This window comes from Anabaena sp. FACHB-83 (assembly GCF_014697485.1).
Taxonomy (GTDB): domain Bacteria; phylum Cyanobacteriota; class Cyanobacteriia; order Cyanobacteriales; family Nostocaceae; genus Nostoc_B.
Genome location: NZ_JACJRY010000017.1, coordinates 126,829 through 152,321 on the forward strand (window position 1 = coordinate 126,829; position 25,493 = coordinate 152,321).

General features: G+C 42.0%; 22 protein-coding genes. 7 read left to right on the top strand and 15 right to left on the bottom strand.

What is annotated here, in order from left to right:
• Nucleotides 1-14 precede the first annotated feature (14 nt).
• The gene (gene fni / locus H6G79_RS20410; protein ID WP_190591422.1) at nucleotides 15-1,064 is read right to left on the bottom strand and encodes a type 2 isopentenyl-diphosphate Delta-isomerase; all 1,050 of its coding nucleotides are present in this window, start codon (nucleotides 1,062-1,064) and stop codon (nucleotides 15-17) included.
• A gap of 256 nt (nucleotides 1,065-1,320) precedes the next feature.
• On the opposite strand from fni, the gene H6G79_RS20415 reads away from it, so the two are divergent.
• Nucleotides 1,321-2,409 (top strand): HEAT repeat domain-containing protein, encoded by a 1,089-nt coding sequence (locus H6G79_RS20415; protein ID WP_190591423.1) that lies wholly within the window; start codon nucleotides 1,321-1,323, stop codon nucleotides 2,407-2,409.
• Nucleotides 2,410-2,559: 150 nt separating this feature from the next.
• Here H6G79_RS20415 and H6G79_RS20420 read toward each other — a convergent pair whose 3' ends face one another.
• From H6G79_RS20420 to H6G79_RS20455, 8 genes are all read right to left on the bottom strand, one after another.
• Complete coding sequence (locus tag H6G79_RS20420; RefSeq protein ID WP_190591424.1) at nucleotides 2,560-2,982, bottom strand: rubrerythrin family protein; 423 nt, start codon at nucleotides 2,980-2,982, stop codon at nucleotides 2,560-2,562.
• Nucleotides 2,983-3,511: 529 nt separating this feature from the next.
• Nucleotides 3,512-4,111, bottom strand: coding sequence for an HMA2 domain-containing protein (locus H6G79_RS20425; RefSeq protein WP_190591425.1), 600 nt, complete (start codon nucleotides 4,109-4,111; stop codon nucleotides 3,512-3,514).
• A gap of 335 nt (nucleotides 4,112-4,446) precedes the next feature.
• Nucleotides 4,447-4,752 carry a DUF5132 domain-containing protein gene (locus H6G79_RS20430; RefSeq protein ID WP_190591426.1) on the bottom strand — a complete coding sequence of 102 codons (306 nt, stop codon included), beginning with the start codon at nucleotides 4,750-4,752 and terminating at the stop codon, nucleotides 4,447-4,449.
• Between the two features lie 70 nt (nucleotides 4,753-4,822).
• On the bottom strand, nucleotides 4,823-7,168 hold the full coding sequence (locus H6G79_RS20435) for a heavy metal translocating P-type ATPase (RefSeq protein ID WP_190591427.1): 2,346 nt from the start codon (nucleotides 7,166-7,168) through the stop codon (nucleotides 4,823-4,825).
• A 192-nt stretch (nucleotides 7,169-7,360) separates the two neighbouring features.
• On the bottom strand, nucleotides 7,361-8,236 hold the full coding sequence (locus tag H6G79_RS20440; RefSeq protein WP_190591428.1) for an HMA2 domain-containing protein: 876 nt from the start codon (nucleotides 8,234-8,236) through the stop codon (nucleotides 7,361-7,363).
• 32 nt (nucleotides 8,237-8,268) lie between these two features.
• Nucleotides 8,269-9,408 (bottom strand): HMA2 domain-containing protein, encoded by a 1,140-nt coding sequence (locus H6G79_RS20445; protein WP_190591429.1) that lies wholly within the window; start codon nucleotides 9,406-9,408, stop codon nucleotides 8,269-8,271.
• A gap of 96 nt (nucleotides 9,409-9,504) precedes the next feature.
• Entirely contained in the window at nucleotides 9,505-10,038 is a 534-nt protein-coding gene (gene def, locus H6G79_RS20450; protein ID WP_190591430.1) for a peptide deformylase, read from the bottom strand.
• A gap of 215 nt (nucleotides 10,039-10,253) precedes the next feature.
• The gene (locus H6G79_RS20455; protein WP_190591431.1) at nucleotides 10,254-11,492 is read right to left on the bottom strand and encodes an HhoA/HhoB/HtrA family serine endopeptidase; all 1,239 of its coding nucleotides are present in this window, start codon (nucleotides 11,490-11,492) and stop codon (nucleotides 10,254-10,256) included.
• 167 nt (nucleotides 11,493-11,659) lie between these two features.
• On the opposite strand from H6G79_RS20455, the gene dnaA reads away from it, so the two are divergent.
• Together dnaA and dnaN are read left to right on the top strand one after the other, a co-directional pair.
• A complete protein-coding gene (gene dnaA, locus H6G79_RS20460; RefSeq protein WP_190591432.1) occupies nucleotides 11,660-13,048 on the top strand; it encodes a chromosomal replication initiator protein DnaA in 1,389 nt (462 codons plus the stop codon).
• A 417-nt stretch (nucleotides 13,049-13,465) separates the two neighbouring features.
• Nucleotides 13,466-14,617: a DNA polymerase III subunit beta gene (gene dnaN, locus H6G79_RS20465; RefSeq protein WP_190591433.1), complete on the top strand. Its 1,152-nt coding sequence runs from the start codon at nucleotides 13,466-13,468 to the stop codon at nucleotides 14,615-14,617.
• Here the strand turns inward: dnaN and H6G79_RS20470 are convergent.
• Nucleotides 14,614-15,354, bottom strand: coding sequence for an amino acid ABC transporter ATP-binding protein (locus H6G79_RS20470; protein WP_190591461.1), 741 nt, complete (start codon nucleotides 15,352-15,354; stop codon nucleotides 14,614-14,616). The two genes, dnaN and H6G79_RS20470, sit on opposite strands and share 4 nt — an antisense overlap.
• Before the next feature lie 285 nt (nucleotides 15,355-15,639).
• Here H6G79_RS20470 and H6G79_RS20475 point away from each other — a divergent pair, with 285 nt between their 5' ends.
• Nucleotides 15,640-16,545 carry a DUF4351 domain-containing protein gene (locus H6G79_RS20475; RefSeq protein ID WP_190591434.1) on the top strand — a complete coding sequence of 302 codons (906 nt, stop codon included), beginning with the start codon at nucleotides 15,640-15,642 and terminating at the stop codon, nucleotides 16,543-16,545.
• Here the strand turns inward: H6G79_RS20475 and H6G79_RS20480 are convergent, their stop codons facing one another.
• The 3 genes from H6G79_RS20480 to H6G79_RS20490 all read right to left on the bottom strand — a co-directional run bounded on the left by H6G79_RS20480 (nucleotide 16,546) and on the right by H6G79_RS20490 (nucleotide 19,811).
• A complete protein-coding gene (locus H6G79_RS20480; protein WP_190591435.1) occupies nucleotides 16,546-17,694 on the bottom strand; it encodes an amino acid ABC transporter permease in 1,149 nt (382 codons plus the stop codon).
• Between the two features lie 21 nt (nucleotides 17,695-17,715).
• On the bottom strand, nucleotides 17,716-18,642 hold the full coding sequence (locus H6G79_RS20485; protein WP_190591436.1) for an amino acid ABC transporter permease: 927 nt from the start codon (nucleotides 18,640-18,642) through the stop codon (nucleotides 17,716-17,718).
• Between the two features lie 89 nt (nucleotides 18,643-18,731).
• Nucleotides 18,732-19,811, bottom strand: coding sequence for an amino acid ABC transporter substrate-binding protein (locus H6G79_RS20490; protein WP_190591437.1), 1,080 nt, complete (start codon nucleotides 19,809-19,811; stop codon nucleotides 18,732-18,734).
• Between the two features lie 501 nt (nucleotides 19,812-20,312).
• Between H6G79_RS20490 and H6G79_RS20495 the strand changes: the two genes are divergently transcribed.
• Together H6G79_RS20495 and H6G79_RS20500 are read left to right on the top strand one after the other, a co-directional pair.
• On the top strand, nucleotides 20,313-20,870 hold the full coding sequence (locus H6G79_RS20495) for a hypothetical protein (protein ID WP_190591438.1): 558 nt from the start codon (nucleotides 20,313-20,315) through the stop codon (nucleotides 20,868-20,870).
• A 77-nt stretch (nucleotides 20,871-20,947) separates the two neighbouring features.
• Complete coding sequence (locus tag H6G79_RS20500) at nucleotides 20,948-21,592, top strand: DUF3318 domain-containing protein (RefSeq protein WP_062287077.1); 645 nt, start codon at nucleotides 20,948-20,950, stop codon at nucleotides 21,590-21,592.
• Between the two features lie 50 nt (nucleotides 21,593-21,642).
• Here the strand turns inward: H6G79_RS20500 and H6G79_RS20505 are convergent, their stop codons facing one another.
• Together H6G79_RS20505 and H6G79_RS20510 are read right to left on the bottom strand one after the other, a co-directional pair.
• The gene (locus H6G79_RS20505) at nucleotides 21,643-23,136 is read right to left on the bottom strand and encodes an esterase-like activity of phytase family protein (protein ID WP_190591439.1); all 1,494 of its coding nucleotides are present in this window, start codon (nucleotides 23,134-23,136) and stop codon (nucleotides 21,643-21,645) included.
• Nucleotides 23,137-23,313: 177 nt separating this feature from the next.
• On the bottom strand, nucleotides 23,314-24,111 hold the full coding sequence (locus H6G79_RS20510; RefSeq protein WP_190591462.1) for a 7-carboxy-7-deazaguanine synthase QueE: 798 nt from the start codon (nucleotides 24,109-24,111) through the stop codon (nucleotides 23,314-23,316).
• A gap of 285 nt (nucleotides 24,112-24,396) precedes the next feature.
• Here H6G79_RS20510 and H6G79_RS20515 point away from each other — a divergent pair, with 285 nt between their 5' ends.
• Nucleotides 24,397-25,446, top strand: coding sequence for an anti-sigma factor antagonist (locus H6G79_RS20515; RefSeq protein WP_190591440.1), 1,050 nt, complete (start codon nucleotides 24,397-24,399; stop codon nucleotides 25,444-25,446).
• The last annotated feature ends 47 nt before the right edge of the window (nucleotides 25,447-25,493 follow it).

Here is a 25,493-nt window from a genome sequence, read left to right on the forward strand (position 1 = left end):
CTTAACTCCTGACTTTATTTTAGGCGTTGTAAACTGCCAGAATGTTTTAACTGTTGTAAGTTAATATTCCCTGTACAAAATAGCACTGTGACAATTTCAGCCATTAAAACTTCTACTAACTCTGAAATTGCTGTTTCTGAAATTACCGCCGCTTGCAAAAAAGGCATTGCTAAACCTGCAATATCTGCACCTAATGCGATCGCTTTGGCAACATCTAAGCCATGACGCAAGCCACCAGAGGCAATTAAGGGAATATCCGGTGCGATCGCGCGTACACTTGTAATACATTCTGCTGTTGGGATGCCCCAATCTGCAAATGTTCTGCCTAACCTGCGTTGCAAGTCATTTTCTGCCCGTTCACCCTCCACTTTTGCCCAAGAAGTACCCCCCGCACCAGCAACATCAATTGCCCTCACTCCAGCCGCCATCAATTTTTCCGCCATTGCACCGGAAATACCATTACCTACCTCTTTCGCAATCACCGGTACATTTAACTTACTACATAAATTAGCGATTTTGTCAATTAAGCCGCGAAAATTCACATCCCCTCTAGGTTGAATGCACTCTTGCAGAGGATTAATGTGCAGAATCAACGCATCAGCTTCTAGCATATCGATGATTCGCAGACATTCATCTAAACCATACTTATAGTTCAGTTGCACAGCACCCACATTGGCAAACAACAAAACATCCGGCGCATATTTACGCATCGCAAAAGTATCAACCACCTGGGGTTTTTCTACAGCTACCCGTTGAGAACCGACACCCATCGCCAACTTGTAGTGCTGACAGACTTCCGCTAAACGTCGGTTAATGATTCCCGCTTCCTCAGTTCCACCAGTCATGGAAGAAATGAGTAATGGTGCTACTAGGTACTTGCCTAAAAAATTGGTGCTGATATCAATATCGTTGCGATCGATTTCTGGTAAACAACAATGGCTAAAACGATAACTTTCCAATCCATTGGTAATTTCACGGCACTGAACGTCTTCTTCCAAACAGATACGGATATGATCTGCCTTACGCGACTGAGTTGGTTCTAAATTGCTAGTAGGGGCTTTCACAGGTAGATATGACTCAAAGCAGTTGTCATCACTATTCTATGGCTTTGATAAAAAGGTTAGAGCAGGTGATAGATAGGTTACAGGTAAATTCCCATCAATTAAGTTATTTAGGAATGGAGAAGAGTTTATGGCTTCTGCACACCAATACACCCCACACCCCTAAACCCATTCACCACAGACAAACTTTGTGCGTAAGTCCTAAATGTATTTGTCCATCAAGATTTTGAGTGGTAATATAAAATACTGAGGAGACAAAATGGCATTCCTGTATACAGAAGTACCTTTTATGGCAAAACACATTGATTTCAACTTCTGGGCTAAAGTTCCTAATTGGTTGTTAGCACATCGCGTAGCCGTAAGTGTGTTGACTTTTGTATCACCTTTAATTGTCAGTAGTATAAGTAATCAAACTTTGGCACAGACTCCCAATAGTGAGAGAGTGGATCAGTTAATCCAAGGTTTGAGCAACGAAGATTTATTAGAACAACTGAATATTGTTACAGCTTTAGGCAATGTTAGCGACAGAGAGTTTAGCAGTGAAACATTAGATAAACTCAAGCTGGCCTTGGTAAACCCTGATTGGCGAGTACGCAGTGGTGCAGCTTTAGTGTTGTCTCAAAAAGGTGGTTTATTAGTTAAAGATGCTTTACCTACTTTAGTCAAGACTCTGCAAGACCCAAATTGGTTTGTCCGTAGTAGTGCAGCCAGAGCTATTGGTAATATTGTTGCTGAAGATACTGGTGATTCTAATGGCGCAAATACGGTGATTGAAGCTGCTAAGTTTTCCAGTTATCTGGTTGATGCGCTGCAAGATTCTGACTTTTCGGTGCGTTTTAGTGCAGCGACATCTTTAGTCAAGTTAAATACTAAATCTGCTTTTATCGTATCTCGCTTAATTTCCAATCTCAGCAATACGAATGATCCTCAAACTCGCCTTGTGACTGCGGAAAACTTAAATAACATCAGTACTGAAGTTACTCCTATTCTTCCAAATCTTGGGAGAGCCTTAAAACACGGCGAACCATCAGTAAGAGCGTTAGCTTTGGAGACTATTGGTAGTATCAGTACAGATACTAGTGCAACTTTGCCTTATTTAATCCAAGGTTTGCAAGACCCAGATTGGACAGTGCGTAGCAAAGCTGCTAGAGCAGTTGTAAGAATAGTTACAAATCTTCAAGAAAAATCCAGAGCGAATTTTTTCACTGCATCTGACTTGAATGCCATAGATGAGTTGCAAACAATTCAGCAAATTTTACAAAACCCACAAAACCATTTTTATAACAACGAAAAAGCTGGGGTGAGTTTAGCTATTAATGCTCTGCAAGCAGCAAGCAGGAATAGATAATCTGAATTGACAATATCCCCGACTTTTTTGAAAAAGCTGGGGATATGATTATATTCTAGGACTTACGCAAAAGTATGAAAAAACATACGCTCAACAGATAATTAATGCTGGAAAGGGGCGCACCTCTGAACGGTTACTATCAAATACAAGTTAGAAGTTCAGTGAGTCTAAACCCTTCTGAAAACGTCCAGCATTTGATCTGGTAGCTTTAGCTACCGTCTCGAACCATTCCGCGATGTCGTTGAACCCTTCTTCACGAGCAATCTTGGCAAAGTAAGGATACAACTCTGTGTAGTTACTTGTCTCTTCATCTACAGCAAATTTAAGGTTGTCCTCAGTTCTACCAGTTGGCAAGTTAGTTAAGGGCGCACCAACAGACTTTACGTAATCTAAATGACCGAGAGCATGGCTGATTTTCTTCTCTGCGGTATCTTTATATATCCCAGCTATGTCAGGATGACCTTCCTCATCAGCAACTCTAGCAAAATCTAAATAAAATTTATTTTCTAGATACGCTATAGCAAAAGCGTTCTTTAAATTTTCGTAGGTTTTACTACTTTTAATATTAGTCATAGAAAACTCCTCCTTGTGTTTTTATGATTGATTTGCCACAAGACATTAATCCAGTACAGAATACTATTGCAGCAGCATAAATAGTTAGTTGCCTGCTTTAAGCTTCTAGTTTGATAAATGCTTTGGTGGAAGCTGTATGAAGTGCGCTTCCTATACACTTCATGCTTTTAATATTTCAAAGTTCTTATCAGAACACAAGGTCAGTTAAGACAGTTAAGGAAATTATTGAGACATTTAAGATAAGCGAAGAGGTGGCAACGAGGAAAGGTCTACTCGGTGCAGATCAGCAACTAAAATCAGGTTACGCGACTGCTTTAGGATATCCACCGAGATAAGTTCATGACTTACGTAAGCGTCACAATTGGCGGTTGGTGCGTGACGCTATAAATCTAACTACGTTCAAATCTTCTCGTTGCGTCACACACCCTACAGAAAAAATCTGCCAGTTGCGTAAGTCCTCAATTTCTCTGCACCTTTGCGCCTCTGCGTGAAACAGTTCATCCCGCATTTATGCAACGCCAATTTATTTTTACTGTTTCTCAGACACAGTGATGGGTTCTGGTTTTTTGACTCCATGCAGTTTGATGAAACTATCAAAGGCGTACCATGCCAAAACATACCAAGGGATAATTTCTAGTTGCAAACCTTTAACTAGCAACTGTCTCACCGATAAACATCCCAACGCTAAAGGAAAGATAAAGCGTAAATCAACTACGCCATTTGTGGATTTTTCGACTTGTTCGTTTAAGTCAAAAACCGCATTAGCGACTGTAGCTGCTGCTTCGGAGTGGCTTTCGCTACCGGTGGTAACATCAGCGAAAATGATGCCAATATCTTTGAGTGTAGCTAAGACATTTTGCCAGCTTTCATTGTTGCGATCGTGATGAATGACGATACTACCATTTTGGATATTAGTATTTACCTGACTGATGTTGGGTTGAGCATTCAACATCTTGACAATGCGTTGCATTTCCCCAGTGTGGCGATGAGATGGGGCTATTCTTAAGCGTAGTCTGCCTGGGGTATCGCTGATGATTTTGGTCGAGATAGGCTGGGATGGCGTGTTCAAGGTATTTGCCTCCACAACTTTCGGCATCATAGTGACATTACCATGATTATTTGTAAACACATCCACCCTCCTGAGTAATACTTTGAATCCTATTTGGTTGATAAATTATGTTGCTCAGATCCCCGACTTCTTTAAGAAGTCGGGGATCTTTTGATTTAGTAACGATTAAGAACTGCCATATCTGATGAATAGGAAAGTTTGAAGTATTGAGTCTGCAACTTGATTCTTCATCCTTTCCAAAACACAGCCTAGTAGTCTGCCAACAGAACTTTGCGTGGTGGACAGCAGAGGGGCTTCGGGGCAGAGGGGCAGGGGAGAGAGTACCTTCATTTTCCCCTGCTCCCCTGCTCCCTTGCTGGGTCTACACAACAATATTGGGTTGGTGAACTACTAGCTTATGCACCATTATCAGATGCGCTGTCCACTGGGGTCGCCGCAGCTTCAAATAATGGGGTTTCTCTGTCTTCAGCGAGTTCGGCTTTGGCTTCAGCTACGATGTCTTCCCAGGTTTCGCCTAGTTCTGCAAATGCGCCTTTGCTTTTTTCGTAAGCGACAATTCCGCCTTTGATGATGCTTTTAGCAATGGGTTTACCAATGCCGGCGACAACAGGAATCAGGACGGGTGCGAGTAGAACTGCACCGATACCAGCTATAATTCCAGGAGCGCCAGCATCTTCAACAAAATCAGTAATTTTCGGCATAGTTAGTATCTCCAGTTAAATTGAAAAATTGTTAGAAAGCTATCTAGCTTAATCTACCCAAGGTCTGATCTCATCTTGCTGATGGTAGAGCTTTCTTTGGGGAATTTTTAAGAATTGGACGCAAGCCGTTAACGCCTGCAACGATTGTTGAACCATTGTTAACTACCGTTGCACCTAGGGGGTTTAGTCCAAATAGCACTGCGATCGCCATTGCGGCAATATTAGGAATAGCAACAATACTTGTGTTTTGGCGAATGAGTTTTTTGGCGTTGCGTGCTAGGGCGATCGCTTCTAAAATTCCACGTAAGTCGTTTTCCATCAGCACTACGTCTGCTGTCTCACGAGCAATTTCGGAACCGTGAGCAAAAGATATAGAAACATCGGCAAATGCTAAAGCTGGGGAGTCGTTAATTCCATCTCCCACAAAGGCAACTGTTTTACCTTGTTCGTGCAGTTCACGGACAACGGCGGCTTTTTGTTCGGGGAATGCTTCTGCGTGGGTATTGGCTGGGGCAATTCCGAGTTCTGCCGCTACGGCTTTAGCTGTGCGTTGGTTGTCGCCGGTGAGCATGTGAACTTCTACACCTTCGACTCTCAACAGGTGGTTAATTACTTCTCGTGTTTCAGGACGCAGAATATCACTATATCTTATTCTACCGAGAAGTTGCCCATTACTCGCCACATAAATCACAGAATTAACGCGGTTAACGTTGTTGAGGGCTTCCATGTTTACGCCTTGTTGACGCAAGAAGCGTTCGCTACCAACATATACAGCCTCGCCATAAATTTCTGCTTCCACACCTAAACCAAGTTTGTAATTCCACTTGCTACGGCTAGGAATCACAACTTTTTGAGCTTCGGCATAACGAATGACAGCCTCCGCAACTGGATGTGTTAACCGTTGCTCGGCGGCGGCGGCGATCGCTAAAACTCTATCACTGTCAACTTCAGGATTGAAACTGTCAACACCAATAACCGCAACTTCGCCCTTAGTTAAAGTACCGGTCTTATCAAAAACGATGGTATCAACTTCTGCCAGTTGTTCTAAGGCGCGACCACTACGGATGAGAATACCGTGGCGGGCGGCATAAGTCAAAGCTGCCAAGACTGTTGTCGGCACAGAGACTCTGATCCCCGTAGCAAAATCCAGGGTGAGGACGCTGGCGGCTCTGGCGGCGTTACGAGTAATTGCAAATACGCCTGCACCTAGTAATAAGGTGGGTAGGACTGCTTTTTCGGCAATTTTAATGGCGCAGTTTTCCATCCTTGTGTCATGGACGGGGGCTTCTTCCATGAGTTTGATGCTTTGTCCGGCGCGGGTATCGTTACCTACCCGTTCTGCCAAGATATAGATACTGCCTTCTCTTACCAATGTGGAAGCAAATACAGGTTGTCCTTGAGTTTTTAAGACTGGGACTGATTCACCAGTGAGTTTCTGCTCATCTAGTAAGGCTTTACCCCGCAGAATACTGCCATCTACCGGGACTTGTTCACCAGGATAGACAATTACCGTGTCACCACTCTTGACTTCTTTGATAGAGACTTGTATCTTTTCACCACCACGTTCTACCCAGACAAATTGCCCTAAAGAATTGAGCAAGTCTAATGTCTGCATTTTAGAAGAACGGGCAGTGCGATCGCGGATATTTTCGCCAATTTCAATTAAACTCAGCATCAATGCAGGTGTCAGGAATTGACCTTGGACTGTAGTAATCACAATTGCCAAGAAGTCCAAGACATCAATTGTCAGTCTTCGCTGCATTACTAATCCAACGATGGCTCGTTGAAATACAGGTAATGTTGCTAAAGCAATGGTTCCAGCCACCATGACTGGCGGTACAGATAGCCCCAACGGCCCACCTAATACTGCTAGTCCAGTGGCTACCATCGACAGTTGCAAACCTGGCCAAGTGCCTTCTTCTGCATCCTCTTGGGATTTCTGATTTAGAGGCTTTTTCTGATCCAACAGCACAACATTGGCATCATTAGCTGTCATAATCAGACAACTCAGACGCGATCGCATTTTGGCATCGTTGACTTGACTTGCTTTATAAGTCACAACTAACGAGGCCGCCGCAGGTTTAATTCTGACGCTGGTAATCAGGGGATCAACTTCCAACAAAGTTTGTAGACGCTGCATGTATGCGGTGTTATCACGCAACTGTGGGATACGCAACCGCATTCTTCCGGGAACTGCGTGGACAACGTTATAGACAACCTTGGAAACTGGCTGATGAGTGCGTCTATTGAAGTTAGCAAGAGTTGCTTTGCCGTTAGACTTGTGAATTGGTTGGGCTAAAATCACTGGGCTAACGGTTTCGTAAGCTTTCGCACCCAAAGGTACCTCTTCTTTAACTTCAATTTCCGAAGATTTTTGAACTGCGGGCGATACTAGTTGTGCTGTCAATGGTGTCATTCCTGATCTCGCTAAAATGATGAAAGACTGGATTTATAAGGTAGTCGGCTCTCATACCAAATTTTGGCTCTTAGATTGGAATCTAGATTTATCAATCATTCCAACCAAGTTGGTAGCTATATTTGAGAGCGAATTTCTCTCTCCAATCACTGAAGACTGGTGAGTTACTGCAAAAAATTTACTGATATGTTGTTAAATTCTGCTGGTTGGGTTGGCGGCGATACCTGCCGTTGCTTCGTTGGCAGATTGAATCAAACAAATTAAATATGTTTTGGCTGCTGCTTCCACACTGTGTATTCGCTCTTGAGAGTCTCGCAGTTTTCCAGTGTTATAGGTAATCACCAATGAGGCTGCATCTTTATTGATGCGCTCACTTGTCACCACTGGATCTGCTTTGAGCAAGTTCTCTAAGCGTTGCACATAATGGCGATCGCGCGATATTTGCGGTATGTGAAACCTAATTCGTCCAGGTATGGCGTGAACGATATTATAGGCTACTTGAGTGCTGAGTGCTGAGTGCTGAGTGCTGAGTTTTAAGTGCTGAGTTTTAAGTGCTGAGTTGTGCGTCACCGAAGTTTGCTCAACGGGGGTTATCTCCGCACAGGACTTCTCGCTGAGTGCTGTACACTGAGCGGACTTGAAGTGTGAGTGCTGAGTAGTTTGTTCTTCCTCTGCACCTCTGCTCTCCTGTACCTCTGCTTCCTTGCTCTCTGTCTCTTCTACTTGAACAGTATCAGCAGTCTGCAATAGACTCGCTAAATTTGAGCGCATTTCAAAGTCAGACATCATCCCTGTTTTGTAGGTAATGACGACTGATCCCGCTTTTTGATTAACTTGCTGATTAATCACCCATTCTTGCTCTTTGATTAACGCTTGGAGGCGTTGCAAATATTGGGGATCATCATTAATCTGGGGTACGCAAAATGCGACTATACCGGGAAGTGCCGCAGTAATACTATAAGCTACCTTGGCAGATGGTTGATGGGCGATTTGGTTTGGTTTGGCTGCTATTTTCCAGGGGCTATGCCCAGGAGGCTGCGAGGCCGATGAGGATACAGAACCCTCCATTTTCATCCTCCTGTGTTCCTTCACGGAACGATCTACAACCGAAAGTTCGCCATATAGGCTAAAGAAAAAGACATAGCTGCGGGCTTCATCTCAGCCCAAATACTCGATATGTTTAGATTGTTACTTTCTGCTGATGTTTTTGTTGTATCAGCCGATACAACAATCTGAGTATTTTGTTTTTCCGGCTGTTGTGGTGCTGCGATTTGAACACTAGGTGCAGCAGGATGAGGTTGCAAAGCTAATTCCATTAGTTTTACCCAATGGCTGAGAGCAACTTCACCTGGATGATATGCGATCGCAATTGAGGCTGCATCACAATTCATCCGCACGTTAGTTACATAAGCATCGCTTTTCAATAACCTTTCCAGCCGTCTCGCATAAGCATGATCCTGGGCAATGCGGCTGACATTAAACCTAATTCTGCCCGGAATGTGATGAACTACAGTGTAGGCAATCTTGGCTGACGGTTTTACGTCTTGCCTAACTTGTTCAGCAACAGGTTTAGTTACTGTTTGTGTCAATTGCGGTTGTCTGGTTGTGGTATTTGGTTTTACAGATTGGCTATTGCTGTCTGACTTAGCAATTTGCGGTTCTAGATAGCCGATTACCCGACGTGTGGCATCTGCGGTAATCATATAGACTGGAATCGATGCAAATCCACTAATCCCTAGACCTCCTGTAACTGCTAAACCAGTCATTAGAGGAATAAAGGAAATAGTTTGCTCCATCCAAAAGTCTGGAGATTTCCACACTGCAAAGGGATCTTTGCTGCTCATTGATTGAGGCGAATTTGGGGAAGGGTAAATATTCAGTTTTTCTAGTATTCCCAATATCTGAGGTAATGTCAAATCATTTTCGTCAAAGTTAACGACTAAACTCCCTAATTGCCCGTTTGTCGTAACTTCTGTGACTCCTTTGTACTGTTGTAAATGTTGGGATACTAATTCTAAGCTTGCGTTTAAACTGCCGTCAGTAGCGCGGATACGAATGCGACCGTGGGTTGCATGGATAATTTCTAGGCAACCAGTTGGTAAATGCGTCTCTAACTTTGCAGTTGCCAAACTAGTATGTCTATTTACTTGTAATTGATCACTGTGACGCTGAGTAGAGATTAAGTCAGGAGACAAAGCCTCTTGCGGACTTACTCCACGGCTACTGAGAGTTTTTGTCATTTACTCGATAGTTGCACCAAGGCTCAAAGGTTAACGATAGGTTAAATATAACTCATAAATTCCGTATGTAAACTCATCCTCAATATTTATTTTAGATTAAGTAATGTTAATCACACGTTTTTGGTATTCTTGCTCGGTGATGATATCGTGAGTACTTTCAACACGGTCTATAAATACAATCCCATCTAAATGATCATACTCATGCTGAAAAATTCGCGCTACAAAGTCAGTTAATTCTTGTTTTTGTAATTGTCCGTTGCGGTCATAGTATTCAACTTCGATGGCTTGATATCTCGGTACTAATCCTCTAATGCCAGGGATACATAAACAACCTTCCCAACCCTTAACAATTTCTGTTGAATGTGACACTATCCTAGGGTTAATCATAGCTGTAGGTTCCATTGTGGGAGCATTGGGATACCTGGGATTGGGGCGAGAGGCGACAATAAATAAACGCTGTTGTTCGGCAACTTGCGGTGCAGCAATCCCCACACCATTTGCTTGAGAAACTGTGGCAATTAAATCATCAATTAATTTTTGAATTTTCTCATCATGAATGTTATCAACCCAAGCTGCGGTTTGCCGAATCACTGGGTCGCCTAACTGGATAATTGGTAATAAGTCAGCCATCTTAAAAACTCCATTGGTAAATAGCAGATCATTAATCAAACAACTACCTAAAATAATAAAAATTGACAATTTAGAATTGTCAATTTTTGCAAACATAAGCTTTACTAATATATGGTATGTAGTTTTTTAACCTAAAGTATTAAGTTCTGAACTTCATACTTCAGACTACCCTCCGGGAAGCCACCCAAAGGGTGTCTACACACTTCATACTTTCACTAGTTTTCACGTTGCACAGGTAAAGGTGCAGGACTAACGGTGACTTGGGTAATTTGTCCGTTGCGCTCAATTTGTACTGATAAAGGATTGCCGATTTGACTCTTCTCTAGAATTCTTTGTACTTCTTCTGGCTTAGTGACAGATTGGTTATTGATTTGCTGAATCACATCTCCTGGTCTGAGTCCCGCCTCCGCAGCCGGAGAGTTAGGCACAATCCGCACTAACAATACACCTTTATCTGTCGTCAGAGTAATGCGATCGCCAAATCGCTCGTTGATCCTGTCTTTAATTTCTGGTGTGAGTGACACCATCTGCACACCCAAATAAGGATGATCAACCCGACCTTTCGTAATTAATTCTTGAGAAATTTTCTGGACTGTGTTAATCGGAATAGCAAATCCCAAACCTTGGGCGTTGCGAAGAATTGCTGTGTTCATCCCAATCACTTGACCGCGTGCATTCAGCAACGGGCCGCCAGAATTCCCCGGATTAATCGCTGCGTCTGTTTGCAGATAGTCAACTCGCTTATCACTAGCACCAATATCACTGCTAGACCGATCTGTTGCACTAATAATCCCCGATGTCACAGTATTGTTTAACCCCAAAGGATTACCAATGGCAATTACCGCTTCCCCTGGTTGCAAAACATCCGAATTACCTAATGATACAGTTGGCAAGTTATTGGCATCGATTTTAATCACAGCGACATCTGTAACCGGGTCTTCTCCCAATACTTGACCATCAAAAGTTCTGCCATCTTTAAGCGTCACGGTTACTTTATCAGCACCGTCAACGACATGGGAATTAGTCAAAATCTGCCCAGAGGAACTAATGATAAATCCTGAACCACTACCCCGTTCAACGCGCTGTCTGGGTTGAGAATCCCGGAAATACCGCCGAAAGAAAGGATCGTTAAATTCGTCGGGAACGCGCGATGTAATTGTTCTAGCGGAGTCAATTCGCACAACTGCACCGCCAACATTTTTCACCACGCCGACAACAAAATTGGGATCACCAGATGAAATCGGTGAAAGTGCGATCGCCGATTCAGAATTAGATGTTTTGCTATCGACAGTTCCAGGTTGATTGACAGAATTTTCAAAGGTTTTACCTGGTAGAAGGCCACAGCCCCCCAAGGACACCACTGCTACCCCACTGAGCAGCATTAACTTCACATTTTTAGCCATTTTGCTCAATAGCCAATCCCAGCTATCAATATTATGCACTGTTGTCTTCATGTGTCTTTGCTTCTCCGTGTTGGTCAGTGGGTGATAGGATATTGCCTACTGGGTAGTCCCAAAATGATTAGAACTCAAAGTTTAGCTTAGGTCTAGAGTATCTGGATGCTAAATTGGTGCTTGCTCATATCTTCTATTTTGGCGGTTAGCAGCAAAGGTGATATGTGATGGAAACTTCTCTTGACAGTCTGTGGTTTCAGGTGCTAGATCGCCTACAGCTAGAATTATCCCGTCCTACCTTTGAAACTTGGATTAAAACTGCCCAAGCGGAACGGTTTGAGAATAATTGTTTGGTGATTATTACGCCCAACCCCTTTGCTCGCAATTGGTTACAAAAGTATTACATCAATACCATTGCCAATGTCGTGCAGAGTATTTTGGGGTATCCGGTAGAAATTTACATTACCGTCGCTCAAGGTGATGAAGTTGCGCCCATAGAACCACGAGAAGCTATCCAGGAATTTGCTAGTGCTAATTTCGTCTCAGAAAGCCTGAAGCAAAAAACTCAGACTAACGCCGAATTAAATTCCAAATATGTATTTTCGCGGTTTGTCGTGGGTGCGAATAACCGTATGGCGCACGCAGCATCCCTAGCCGTTGCTGAATCTCCAGGTAGAGAGTTTAATCCGTTGTTTTTATGTGGTGGAGTTGGTTTAGGCAAAACTCACCTAATGCAAGCGATCGGGCATTATCGTTGGGAGATTTGCCCAAATTCTAAAATATTTTACGTTTCTACTGAACAATTCACCAATGACTTAATTACAGCCATCCGTAATGATAGTATGCAGAGTTTCCGAGAACATTATCGGGCGGCTGATGTGCTGTTGGTTGATGATATTCAGTTTCTTGAAGGTAAAGAATATACTCAAGAAGAATTTTTCCATACTTTTAATACATTACATGAAGCGGGTAAACAAGTTGTGATTGCTTCTGACCGTCCACCAAACCAAATTCCCCAACTGCAAGAGCGGTTATCTTCACGCTTTTCTATGGGGTTAATAGCTGATATTCAACCGCCTGATTTAGAAACGAGAATGGCAATTTTACAAAAAAAGGCGGAGTATGAAAATATCCGTTTGCCCAAGGATGTAATTGAGTATATAGCAACTAACTACAAATCTAATATTCGGGAATTGGAAGGAGCATTGATTAGGGCTTTAGCGTATATTTCGATTTGGGGTTTGCCAATGACAGTAGAAAATATTACCCCAGTTTTAGAAACGCCAAGTGAGAAAGTTGCTGCGACTCCAGAGGCTATTTTAAACGCAGTGGCGGCAAATTTTGATGTGTCAATTGAAGACCTCAAAGGTAACTCCCGACGGCGGGAAATTAGCTGGGCCAGGCAAATAGCGATGTATTTAATGCGTCAACACACTGATTTGAGTTTACCGAGAATTGGGGAAGAGTTTGGTGGCAAAGATCATACAACGGTGTTGTATAGTTGTGAGAAAATCACCCAACTCAAAGAAAGCGATCGCAACTTAGGAAACACACTTCGTCAACTAAGCGATCGGATTAATATGAGCAGTCGTTCACAAAAATCATCCAAGAATTAATCTGGAGTTTTCCACAGCCTGCAAACTAATTACTGATCGAAATGGTTAAGTAATAAATTCCAAATATTAAGTTAAGTATAAAAAACGATTAAAATTAAATCTCTCTGTGGAAAAATAATTCTTTTCTGTGGAAAAAACCAGACAATTCTGTGGAAAACTCTATCCAGTATAATTACCTTGTGGAAAAACCATAAAAGTTTTCCACAGGTTTTCCACAGGTATTGACACTGTTTATTTAAGAGGTTAGAGGCTAGGGGCGTGAACAACAAAGACCAGGGAGACAAGGAAGAGGGGGTAGACAAGGGAGAGATGTTGATAAATCATTTAGGATTGCTATAGCTAGAAAATGTGAATATTGACTAAAGTAAAAAATACTCATATCTACCTTTCTTTATCCGAGCCTCTAGTTCCTCACCTATGAAATTACTTTGTTCTCAAAGCGACCTCAGCACTAACCTTTCCCTTGTGAGTCGTGCTGTACCTTCACGACCGAATCATCCTGTGTTGGCGAATATACTTTTACAAGCGGATGTAGAAACAAACCAAGTTAGTTTAACGGCTTTTGACTTGAGTTTGGGTATCCGTACGAGCTTTAGTGCGGAAGTTTGGCAAGGAGGTGCGATCGCCATACCTGCTAAACTTTTGCTAGATATTACCTCGCGTTTGCCAGAAGGGGAAATTACCTTAGATGATGAAGCTTCTGAAGCATCTACTGGTGAAGGTTTAATTGTCACCCTCACACCCAAAAGCGGCTATTATCAATTACGCGCCATGAGTGCGGAGGATTTTCCCGAACTCCCAATAATTGAAGATGCAGAACCAATTAATTTAACAGCCGCCGCCTTAATTGAAGGACTGCGGGGTTCATTATTTGCTACTAGTGCTGATGAAACCAAGCAAGTTCTCACAGGTGTACATTTAAGTGTGAAACAAGACACCCTAGAATTTGGTGCAACTGATGGACATCGCCTCGCAGTGGTAGAAACAACAAACGAGCGTCCTTTGGGTGGAAGTGGTGAATTAGAGGTGACAGTACCCAGCAAAGCCTTACGAGAACTAGAAAGGATGTTGGCGCATCATGCGGCGGATGATGCGATCGCCTTATACTTAGACCAAGGTCAAGTTATCTTTGAATGGCAACATCAACGCTTAACTAGCCGGACTTTAGAAGGGCAATATCCCGCATATCGCCAACTCATTCCCCGCCAATTTGAGCGCCAAGTTACAGTTGACCGCAAACAATTTTTAAGTACTTTAGAACGCATTGCTGTACTAGCAGATCAAAAGAATAATATAGTTAAACTCACCATTGATCATGCTGCCCAAGAATTAACCTTATCTTGTGAAGCTCAAGAAATGGGCAGTGGTAGAGAGTCCATCCCTGCGGAAATCTCTGGCGAAGATATCGAAATTGCTTTTAATGTGAAATATTTAATGGAAGGTTTAAAAGCTTTGCCATCTTCAGAAATTCAAATGCACATTAATCAAAACCTCACGCCAGTCATTTTTACACCATTGGGCGGTTTGAAGATGACTTATTTAGCTATGCCGGTGCAGATGCGTAGTTAAAGAATTTGAGATAAAAATTGGCGAGTTCTATCCTCTTGCGGGTTGGTAAAAAAGATATCGGGTGTTGCTGACTCTACAAGAGAACCACTATCCATGAGAATTACTCGGTCAGCAACTTCACGGGCGAATCCGACTTCGTGGGTAACTACAACCATCGTCATACCATCACGGGCTAGAGTACGCATCACATCTAATACTTCGCGTACCATTTCTGGGTCTAAAGCTGAGGTGGGTTCGTCGAATAGCATAATTTTAGGCTGCATAGCTAATGCACGCGCGATCGCCACCCGTTGTTGTTGTCCACCAGATAACTGTCCGGGATATTTCCGCGCTTGTTCTAATATTCCTACTCTTTCTAATAGTTGCATTGCCAATTCTTCAGCTTTCGCTTTTGACCAGCGACGCACCCAAATTGGCGCTAAGGTAATATTTTGCAATACGGTGAGGTGGGGAAACAAATTAAATTGTTGAAAAACCATTCCTACTTCTTGCCGAATTGCTTCAATATTCCGCAAGTCGTTACTCAGGATAATCCCATCAATAATAATTTTTCCTTGTTGATATGCTTCTAAAGCATTGAATGTGCGAATAAAAGTTGATTTTCCTGAGCCAGAAGGCCCCATTAATACTAATACTTCTCCTCGGTTAACAGTTAAACTCACACCTTGGAGGACATGAAATTTTCCATACCATTTATGAACATTCTCAGCAATAATAATTGATTCTTTATCTATCATCATGATTTTTTCTACCTAAATTGTATTTTTAATAACATCTAGTCAATAAAAATATTGGATAAATTGTAGCAAATTAACGGCTCTGAAAATTGGCAATTGATGTATTTAATAATTCAGAGTGAGATGAAAAATCAATGGTTTGGGCAAGGGTGAAAGGGTGTAGGGTTGTACGTATTCAAAACCCTTGCACCCTATACCCTTTCACCCCCACACCCAGTCTCCACAGAGCATCTTTGTGCATAAGTTATGGTATTATTAAATCTTAGTACTGTTACAAAGAATTCGGTGTCAAAACCAGCAGATACAGGTGGTAAGCGATTAATTAGTCTCGCTCCCGATGCTTGGGTAAAATGGGTAACGCAGCGCCCAGAAGTTATAGCAAAAGAAATTTTAGGTTCTGAGTTTCAGTGGATTAGCCGTGAAACAGATGTGCTTGTAAAAGCATATAGTGAGGCATGTGGCGATTTTTTGGTACTCACAGAATTGCAATTGCGCTACACAACCAAAATGCCTTTAAGGATGAGGGCTTATGCGGCTTTAGCAGAGGAACGTTACCAACTGCCTACTTATCCAGTGTTGATCAACATCTTGCCACCGCCAACGACAATAACAGTTGTCAGTAGTTACGAGCAAGAATTTTTTGGATTACGTGCTATCCAAGACTATCGCGTGATTAATTTGTGGGAAGTAGACGCTGAGATTGTGTTTCAGCAACCAATACCATCTTTATTACCATTCGTGCCAATATTGCGAGGCGGAGGAGAAGCATCTGTTGTACAACGCGCACTACAAATACTACGAGCAGATGACCAGTTCAACCAGTTAGAATCATTGCTGGCTTTTTTTGCTAGTTTTGTGTTAGAGACACCTTTAGTACAGCAAATTATGAGGTGGGATATGACAGTATTAAGAGAATCACCTTGGTATGAAGAAATTTTAACTGAAGGTAAAGTATTAGGTCTTCAGCAAGGTTTAGAGCGAGGTTTAGAACAAGGCTTAGAACAAGGTGCGCGACGGCAATTAATACGGGTGTTGCAACGACGCTTTGGCGAAGTTCCACCTTCAGTAGTCGCAAGTTTGGAAAGTGCGAGTGTAGAACAGTTAGAAAATCTCATGGATGCGGCTATTACTGTTAGTTCTTTGGCAGAATTTATGACTTTCTTATCTGATGAAAGTGATACCGCGCAATAATTAATTAAACTGTCTCTCTAACCGTTGGGAGACTAACGACATTGAATAACAAAATAGCCAGTAAATTAACCCAACAAATAAATAGACTTCTGCATAGCGCCCGATAAATTGTGGCTGTGCCAAGATGGAACGAGAAATACCTGTTAATTCTACTAAAGCTACTAAAGATAAGAGTGAAGTATCTTTAAATAAGCCAATAAATTGTCCAACAATTGCCGGAATAACTGCTCGTAAAGCTTGAGGAAGGACAATTAATAAAATTACCAATGGTGTTTTTAATCCTAATGCTTTGGCGGCTTCAATTTGCCCACGAGGAATTGCTTGCAGTCCGCCACGGACGTTTTCTGCCATGTAAGCCGCACTGAATAAAACTAATCCGGCAATTCCTCTAATGACTCTATCTAACCGCCAATCTGTTGGTAAAAATAAAGGTAACATGACTTGAGCGAGAAATAAAATACCGATTAGTGGTAATCCTCGCACAATCTCTATATATAGAATAGAAAACCAACGTACAATAGGCAAATTACTAGTACGTCCTAAAGCTAATAAAACCCCTAAAGGAAACGAAAGTATAATACTCACGACTGCCATTAAAACAGTGAGTAGTAAACCATTCCATAAATTTGTAGGAACAGTTTGTAAACCCAATCCCCCACCAATTAGCCAAATAATTAGCGGAAATGATAATAGCCAGAGTGGAGACAGCCAAGGCGTTATGGTTTTATAAAATTTTTGACTCAGCCAAAAGCTTGTTAATGTTAATGCCCCAATAAATAGTAACCATATACGCGAGGTGAAATCCAAAGGCAGAAAAATTAATAATCCACTATAAATAAAAGCAAAAATAGCAAATCCCAGCTTATTAAAATTTTGTTTATTAAATACAACACCGCTAGTTATAGAGAATAAAACAGACGCGATCGCCAAAACAATCCAAGCACGCCAATATAGGGTTTGGGGAAACCTCCCGACTAAGAATAAGCGCAAGTTAACTTGAATCACTGCCCATTGTGCTTGAGTGATTGCCCAAGTTATTACGTTATGTAATGCCCAAAATATAAATACTAAACAGACAATAGTTAGTAAGCTGTTGTACCAAGTGTTAAACAAGTTTTTCCGCAGCCAAGTTAATTGAGAATTTATCATTTGTTCTTTTTGATATCACTTTTATCGCTCTGGAATTTGTACGGTACGATTGAGCAAATTCATCATGATGGAGATAGTCAAGCTCAAGGTAAGATAAGTGAGCATAAGTAGTAACATTACTTCTACGGCTCTCCCGGTTTGATTAAAGGTGGTAGAAGCGACAAAATAAACATCGGGATAACCAATAGCGATCGCTAAACTAGAATTTTTCGTCAAATTCAGATATTGACTTGTTAATGGCGGAATGATTACCCGCAAGGCTTGGGGAAAAACTACTAAGCGCATTACTAATCCTGGTTTGAAACCAAGCGATCGCGCCGCCTCCCATTGTCCTTTAGGTACTGATTGAATTCCACCCCGGACAATTTCTGCAATAAACGCACCTGTGTAAAAAATTAATCCTAACAGTAAAGCCGAAAACTCTGGGGAAAAACTCAACCAAGGTAATTCAATGCCATTTTGACTGAGACTGATAAAACCCCAAAGAGAAATTTTATTGTCTGCTTTAGGAAAACTCAAAAAAACAGCAAAGTACCAAAATAGTAATTGCAATAGTAAAGGTGTATTCCGAAAAATTTCTACATAAATTAAGCTGATATTTCGTACTAACCAGTTATCAGATAACCGAGTTATCCCAGCAGTTATGCCGACAATTGTCGTGAAAAAAATGCCTGCGATCGCCACCCGCAATGAGTTAATTAATCCTACCCATAAAGCACGGGTATATGTATCAGTGGCTTTGTAAGCAATTGGCGTTTCACCAATATCAAAAGATGCTTGCTGTTTGAGAAAATCAAATCCGAATTTAATGCCTAATTGTTGTAAATTACGGCTCAGATTGCTCCAAAGTATGATTACTAAAATGGCTGCTAAAAATACAGCAACAAATTGTGCAGTGATTTGCCAAAAACGATAATCACGCCAAATGGGGGGTTTGTCATTGGTCATTTAATTTGTATGGGGAGGTGAGGGAGACAAGGGGGATAAGGGAGAGATGTTTGTCAATTATTTAGGATTGCTAGATGAAGTTTCACACTTCATCTAAATGGTGGGGAGTAGAGTAATCCGCCTTTTGACCAGAGTTGATTTTGACCACGGGCGAGATTGAGTTTGGTTTTGGGGCCGAGGTTGCGATCGTATACTTCCGCGTAATTACCAACGTGTTTAATGACTCTAGCGGCGAAATCGTTAGTTAAGCCGAGTCCTTCACCTAAGTTGCCTTCTGTGCCTAAAAAGCGTTTAATATCTGGATCATTACTACTGGCAAATTGCGCGACATTCTGAGAAGTAATACCCAATTCTTCAGCTTTGACGAGGGAATAAACCACCCATTTGACAACATCACCCCACTTTGTATCTCCTTTAGCGACTGCTGGTGCTAAAGGTTCTGAGGAGATGACTTCATCAAGAATGACGTTATCTTCTGGTTTGGGTAAGAGTGAACGCCGCGCCACTAAAGCGGAACGGTCGGCTGTAATTCCGTCACAACGACCTTCAGCGTAGGTTGCAAAGGTAACATTCACATCTTCAAACACAACGGGTTTGTAAGTAATACTGCGTTTCCGCATCTGGTCGGCTAAGTTTTGTTCAGTGGTTGTACCAGTTTGCACGCAAATTGCTTTGTCTTTTAAGTCTGCTAATGACTTAATATTGCTATTTTTGCGAACCATGATGGCTTGACCGTCATAAAAGACAACAGGCGCAAATTCTAAACCTACAGAGGTATCACGGCTGAGTGTCCAAGTTGTGTTGCGACTGAGGACATCTACTTCACCCGTTTGGAGGGCTGTAAATCGCTCTTTAGCATTGAGATTGCGAAATTCTACTGCATCTGGGTTATCAAACAAAGCTGCTGCTATACCCCTGCAAATATCTACATCAATCCCACTGTATTTACCGTCAGTACCTACAAAACTAAATCCTGGGACTTCACCACTCACACCACAAATCAATTGACCACGGCTTTTGATTGTATTCCAACGATTGCTAGTTGCTTGTGTTGCAGGACTACCACTAGGAGTAGTGGTTGTATTTGCGGTTTGTCCTGATTCTCCACTACAAGCAGCAAGTGTCAAGATTAAAGGTGCGATCGCTAGAATCCAAGCTGATTTCCACATAAACTTTCGTGAATATTAAACCCTAAAAAATGTGTTGACGACTACAATATTTTGGTAAAAAATCAGTCGATGCTTGTAATATAAAACTTTTTGGAGATTTTTTAGCATCTGGGTTGTCAAGCAGTTTTATTTGATTTTGGTGATCATCAGGCTTTAGATTTCCGACTTATTCAAGAAATTGAGCATCTATTTTTTACTTAAAATTGGAAATTTATCTAGCTTTTTATTACTCATGATATGTGAATTTTTAACTATTACTTGAAATACTGATTCTTGAGATACAAAAATGGCGAAATATTTTGTCCTTATGGGTACTTTCTCGAACATAATTTTCTTATTTCATAGAATTTAGACATATCAGTCGAAAAAATCTGAAATTATGCAGTAATTTATTGCATACTTCTCAACAAGCAGAAGTCGCCACATCAACCTAAACATAGACCCCTAGCAGGTTACACTAGTTTTGGTGACAGCCGCTCCACCATTTCTTACGAGGCTTTTATGGGAGCAAATCTCGAACAGATTGCCAGTTACTTAGACAAACTAGGTTGGGACTACCGCTTTGATGATGAAGAAGACCGTATTATCACAGGGGTGGAAGCTGATAACCTAGAAGATTTTCTGATAGTTGTTCAACTAGATGAGGAGGGAAAGTTTTTCCGCATTTTTGCGCCTCAAGTTTTGGCTGGAGTGCAAGACCACCCTTACAAAGCGGCAATTCTCCAGACGATGTTAGCCATTTCTTGGGAAACCAAAATGCTGCAATGGGAATATGACCCATCTGACGGCGAAATTCGGGCAATTATTGAATTTCCCTTAGAAGACTCGATTTTGACAGAAAAGCAATTTCAACGTTGTTTGAGTGGGTTAATTCAAATTGTCGATAGTATAGCTATCCCTCGCTTGAAAGAAGTGATGGCTACAGGGGAAGATCCTGGAAACGTGGAAATTGGCGAAAGAATGTTACTCACGATTCAGGAAGAAGCACCAGGATTACTGGAACTGTTAGAAAAGGCGATGGAGGCCAGAAAAAAGCGGGGGACTTTTCCAAGTGACTGAGGCGGATCACCACTTAAATAGCTATACTCCAAAGTGATACCCTCTCTATATACTGAAATTTTCTAGGGCTGGATTTTATGACATCCTATGCAACCTCCTCTGCCAAAGCAGAAATGAGTGAACTCCGGCGATTAAAAGGCTTACTACCACCAGAATTGCAAAGCTGGGTCACAGTTGAAGGCACAACTGAGGTCAATCCACCCCTGATCCGCAGCGAAGAAATTGGTAAAGACCAAGTAGAAATTCAAATTGACTTGGTGAAATGGGATGCTCTCGCAATGGATCAGCGTAATCTGCTGTTCTGGCATGAAGTTGCCCGCATTCAAATGGACACAATTCCCAAAGATGGTTGGGAAATGGCAGCATTGGCTATTGGTTTAGGCGGTGCTGTGGGTGAATTGTGGGTACAAGATGGATTGTTGCTGGTGTTAGCTTTGGCGCTATGTGGCGTTTCTGGTTGGCGACTTTATCAAAAAAATAATGGCGAAAAGCAAATGCGAGAATTGCTGGATGCTGATGAAAAAGCGATCGCACTAGCAACTCGTTTTGGTTACAGTCTCCCCAATGCTTACAAGAGTCTCGGTAGTGCCTTGAAAACCTTAATTGATACTACTCCCAGCAAACGCCAACGGTCTCGTTATGAAGCACGACTTTCTGCCCTCAAACGCAGCGCCAACAAGGCAAAAGCTAAATCTCGCACTCCCGAAGATAGCGGACTGTAACTACAAAGAATTATCTTGGGTGGGCAGTACCCACCCAAACCAGCATTTATTTACTTTTGTAAAGATTTAAACTGTCGCTTCACAAATAAACTACTAGCAGCCAGTAAGATGAGTCCCGCCGTTGTGGTTGGTTCAGGAACTTTTTTTGGTGGTACAAATCCAGCTAATTCCTGTCTACTAGCTTTTAAGGCATAAACAAAAGTTGGAATTAAAGACTGTCCTGTAGGACAACCGCTATCAATGGGGACTTGAGAGAAGTTAGTCCCATCTGTACACACGTCAAATTGTACATTCTGTCCATTTTGAGTCACGCTGAAATCGTTATCTGTCCCGGCAATCAAGGCGTAAGAACCATCAGCAAGTTGCGGCCCAATTGCCAACCCTTCAAATTTTTCGGGAATAGTTTGTCCAGCATTTCTCAGGAGTTCGGCAATATCGGCAAACAAAATCTTAGTGACTGGTGTGATTTCAGTAGGTAAATCATTGATACCTGTCAAGCTAATATCAGCTACGTTGGTTGCATCAGTCAAATCAATTTTGTAGATGCGTTTACTAGCAACAGGGGTCGCACCTGTGGGATCTTCCACACCCACACCGCGATTATCCCGTTCCAAAACTAAAAATTCGTTATTGTTCAAGGCTGTGATGGAGCTAATACCAATATTGCGCCCTTGAGAATTAGCTCCAAAATCATTATTTGTTCCAGGGATACGGGCATTAATATCTGTCAAGCTTTCTAGTTGATAGATGTATTGAGCAGTACTATTCCCGGTGTTGGTGTCAAATTCCACTATTCTTAAATTGCGGCTGCGTCGCCCATCTGGAGAACCTTCATTAACTAACGGGTCTTGCAGCATCGCAAATAGGCGGCTACCGTCTGGGCTGAGGGTTACGCCTTCAAAGCCGCGATTGTCTTGACGACCAGTGGCAATTGTGGGACGACCATCAACATAGTTAATTGTGCTGTCATTTTGTCTGGGGATCAGATTGCTGGGGGTGTTAAATGCCCGGATAAAGGAACCAGTCGGGCTAAATTCGTAGACAGAGGGGCCATATTCATCAGAAACGTAGAAATTCCCATTCGGAGCGATCGCAAATCCTTCTGGGTCAAAACTGCGACCAAGAAGGCTGGCATTTCCATTGAGGATTCCGGGATTTAAGCCGTTAAAGTTTTGACCATTTTGGGTGAAGATAATCGTGTCTAGTAATTGGAAATTACTGATGGCTCCTGTATTTTGGTCAACATCCAAAGAAAATTTCTGCACTCGTGGATTGTAGCTGATGACACCACCACCGGGGCCGCGATCAGCCAGGCTATAGTACACATTATTGGAGCGATCGTAGTACAAGTCAGAGAAAAATCCCAGGCGATTAGTGTTGGCGCTATTCGTACTAGAAGCAGATAAATCTGTACTACCACCGGGAATTGTGATGCCATTAGACAAAGAAACTGCACTAGCAGTTGTGGCCGATCCGGTAATACTAACTACGGCAGTGACCAGGGAAAAACTGAATCCAGAAATCCAATGCTTGACAGAAATCATGTACACCTTGCAAAAAGACACAGTGGTTTCAGCTTTGGACTTCTAGATTAAAGAAAGGTTATCGAAAAATTAAGGTATTGAATATCACATGGTTACTTAATAGAATACGGTTTTGACATGGGAAAATCTTCATCAAAGTTTCATACTACTCAGCACTTAGCACTCAACACTTTTTCTTCACAATTGATTGAGCATTTTATGAGTTTGCGGTACAACCCGGACATGAGGTACAAACTTTTTCATTAAAGCTTGCCACATCAGCACTTGGTCGGGATTCGGGGCGAGTATGGGTGTAGTAGTGAACTGTTCAGAAGTAGGTAATGGGGTGACTGGTTGTAAAAAAACAGGAACCTTGGGATTGATATCTGCTATCAGTAAAGCTGTTTTTTGCAACTCATCGGGATTGGTACTTTGCGAAATAATTATCTTGACAAAAACATCCAAAGATGGGTTGTTGTGGCATAATTGGAGAAATTTTGTATGTTCTTGCCAATAAGTCTCGCCGCTAACGCTAGGCAGTTTCCAATCCATACCCACAGAGTCTAGGTAAGGCAAAATCATCGCCAGTTGTTCTGGGCGATGTCCCCCAGTCTCTAGGTATATTGGTAAACCAGTAAGCGATCGCACTTGGGGCAGAAATTCATACAAAAAAGGGGCATGTAAAAGCGGCTCACCGCCAGTCAGGCTAATGCTATCGTGTAGCAACGGTAGATTTTGACGTTTAATCCAGTCGAGTAATATGGTTAAGGGGACGGGATTAGAGTGAATTTCAAACTCTCGTGATCCAGGTGATCGTTCTACCTTACAGGTAGTGGGTGCATTCCATGTGTGGGAGCTATCGCAAAAATGACAGCGTAAGTCACACAAAGCAAAGCGAATAAAAATTTGACGTGTCCCGACATTCAATCCTTCCCCTTGAATAGCAGAAAAGACCTCAATCAGTCGTGCGGTAGGTTCTGTAGTGTTAGCAGTCATGGGATAGTAGCAAAGCGATCGCGCCGTGGCGATATCAAAACAAGTACATTTTTGTGTTCTTGTTCTATTGTGAATCGTCCTTGGCAATCTCGGCTCTAAACCTAGACAACTACAGTCAAAAGCAAAAAGGAACAGAAGGTAAAAATATTACTTTTCTTAGCCTTATGCTTTCAAAACGTCCTCACCCCTCCAACTACAGCGAAAAATCAGTCTTTGTTCCTACCCCTGAAATTTGAGGTTCAGTGATTTTCTAGGACAAAATAATGTTTGGCAGATTAAATTTACATGGCAACGAAAGTGCAGAGCTTCATGACTAGCCAACCCACAGAGGTAAATTTCCCAGTTACTTCCCTCAATGAAACGGCGATAGTGCAGGTATCGGCGCGGTTAAGCGTGCTAGAAGCAGTCGGCTTTAAACAAACCTGCCAAGACCTGATCGCCGCCAACCCACACCTTAAGAAAATCATCGTTGATTTTCACCAGACGATTTTTATGGACAGTAGTGGTTTAGGCGCTCTGGTCAGTAATTACAAAATTGCTCAAGAAAGAGGAATTACCCTCATTCTGCGAGATGTTACCCCCCAAGTTATGGCGGTACTAACTCTGACAGGATTAGATCAAGTTTTTCCGATGGAGTCTAGTGGCGAAGCCGCATTTATCGCAGCAGAAAATGATATAGAAGTCTCTAAAAATAGTTCTCGTAAACTAGAGCAACTTCCTACTACTCATCCCTCTATAGCTTCTTGGATGAAACGCTTGATTGATATAGTTGGTTCACTAGTGGGTTTAGTGATTACAGGAATTTTGCTGATCCCGATTGTCATTGCAATTACAATTGATGATCCTGGCCCGATTTTCTTTAGTCAAACTCGCTGCGGCTGGATGGGTAAGCGATTTAAAATTTGGAAATTTCGCTCTATGTGTGTAGATGCGGAAGCCAAAAAAGCTTTAGTCAAAAATCAAGTGCAGGGCGCATTTTTTAAGAATGACAACGACCCCAGAATTACTAAAGTCGGGCGATTTTTACGGCGCACAAGTTTAGATGAATTGCCACAATTTTGGAATGTTCTCAAAGGTGATATGAGTTTAGTAGGTACTAGACCACCAACACCGGATGAAGTTGAACGTTATGAAGTACCAGAGTGGCAACGTTTAGACGTAAAACCAGGAATGACTGGAGAATGGCAAGTTAATGGTCGGTCTACAGTCCGAAGTTTTGAAGATGTGATTCGCCTGGATTTGCAATATCAAAAAAATTGGAGTTTGCTATACGATTTAAAGTTAATTTTCAAAACTGTTGCTATTTTGTTTGACAAAAAGAGTGGCGCTGTTTAGTAAAAATCTAATTTTAAATTTGTCACAATATACTCATTCAGATACCC

Bases quoted from the DNA above. Each gene is read 5' to 3' on its own strand.
- H6G79_RS20415 (WP_190591423.1), top strand. From the start codon at position 1,321: ATGGCATTCCTGTATACAGAAGTACCTTTTATGGCAAAACACATTGAT.
- H6G79_RS20420 (WP_190591424.1), bottom strand. From the start codon at position 2,982: ATGACTAATATTAAAAGTAGTAAAACCTACGAAAATTTAAAGAACGCT.
- H6G79_RS20430 (WP_190591426.1), bottom strand. From the start codon at position 4,752: ATGCCGAAAATTACTGATTTTGTTGAAGATGCTGGCGCTCCTGGAATT.
- H6G79_RS20435 (WP_190591427.1), bottom strand. From the start codon at position 7,168: ATGACACCATTGACAGCACAACTAGTATCGCCCGCAGTTCAAAAATCT.
- H6G79_RS20440 (WP_190591428.1), bottom strand. From the start codon at position 8,236: ATGGAGGGTTCTGTATCCTCATCGGCCTCGCAGCCTCCTGGGCATAGC.
- H6G79_RS20445 (WP_190591429.1), bottom strand. From the start codon at position 9,408: ATGACAAAAACTCTCAGTAGCCGTGGAGTAAGTCCGCAAGAGGCTTTG.
- def (WP_190591430.1), bottom strand. From the start codon at position 10,038: ATGGCTGACTTATTACCAATTATCCAGTTAGGCGACCCAGTGATTCGG.
- H6G79_RS20455 (WP_190591431.1), bottom strand. From the start codon at position 11,492: ATGAAGACAACAGTGCATAATATTGATAGCTGGGATTGGCTATTGAGC.
- dnaA (WP_190591432.1), top strand. From the start codon at position 11,660: ATGGAAACTTCTCTTGACAGTCTGTGGTTTCAGGTGCTAGATCGCCTA.
- dnaN (WP_190591433.1), top strand. From the start codon at position 13,466: ATGAAATTACTTTGTTCTCAAAGCGACCTCAGCACTAACCTTTCCCTT.
- H6G79_RS20470 (WP_190591461.1), bottom strand. From the start codon at position 15,354: ATGATAGATAAAGAATCAATTATTATTGCTGAGAATGTTCATAAATGG.
- H6G79_RS20480 (WP_190591435.1), bottom strand. From the start codon at position 17,694: ATGATAAATTCTCAATTAACTTGGCTGCGGAAAAACTTGTTTAACACT.
- H6G79_RS20485 (WP_190591436.1), bottom strand. From the start codon at position 18,642: ATGACCAATGACAAACCCCCCATTTGGCGTGATTATCGTTTTTGGCAA.
- H6G79_RS20490 (WP_190591437.1), bottom strand. From the start codon at position 19,811: ATGTGGAAATCAGCTTGGATTCTAGCGATCGCACCTTTAATCTTGACA.
- H6G79_RS20495 (WP_190591438.1), top strand. From the start codon at position 20,313: ATGGGAGCAAATCTCGAACAGATTGCCAGTTACTTAGACAAACTAGGT.
- H6G79_RS20500 (WP_062287077.1), top strand. From the start codon at position 20,948: ATGACATCCTATGCAACCTCCTCTGCCAAAGCAGAAATGAGTGAACTC.
- H6G79_RS20505 (WP_190591439.1), bottom strand. From the start codon at position 23,136: ATGATTTCTGTCAAGCATTGGATTTCTGGATTCAGTTTTTCCCTGGTC.
- H6G79_RS20510 (WP_190591462.1), bottom strand. From the start codon at position 24,111: ATGACTGCTAACACTACAGAACCTACCGCACGACTGATTGAGGTCTTT.
- H6G79_RS20515 (WP_190591440.1), top strand. From the start codon at position 24,397: ATGGCAACGAAAGTGCAGAGCTTCATGACTAGCCAACCCACAGAGGTA.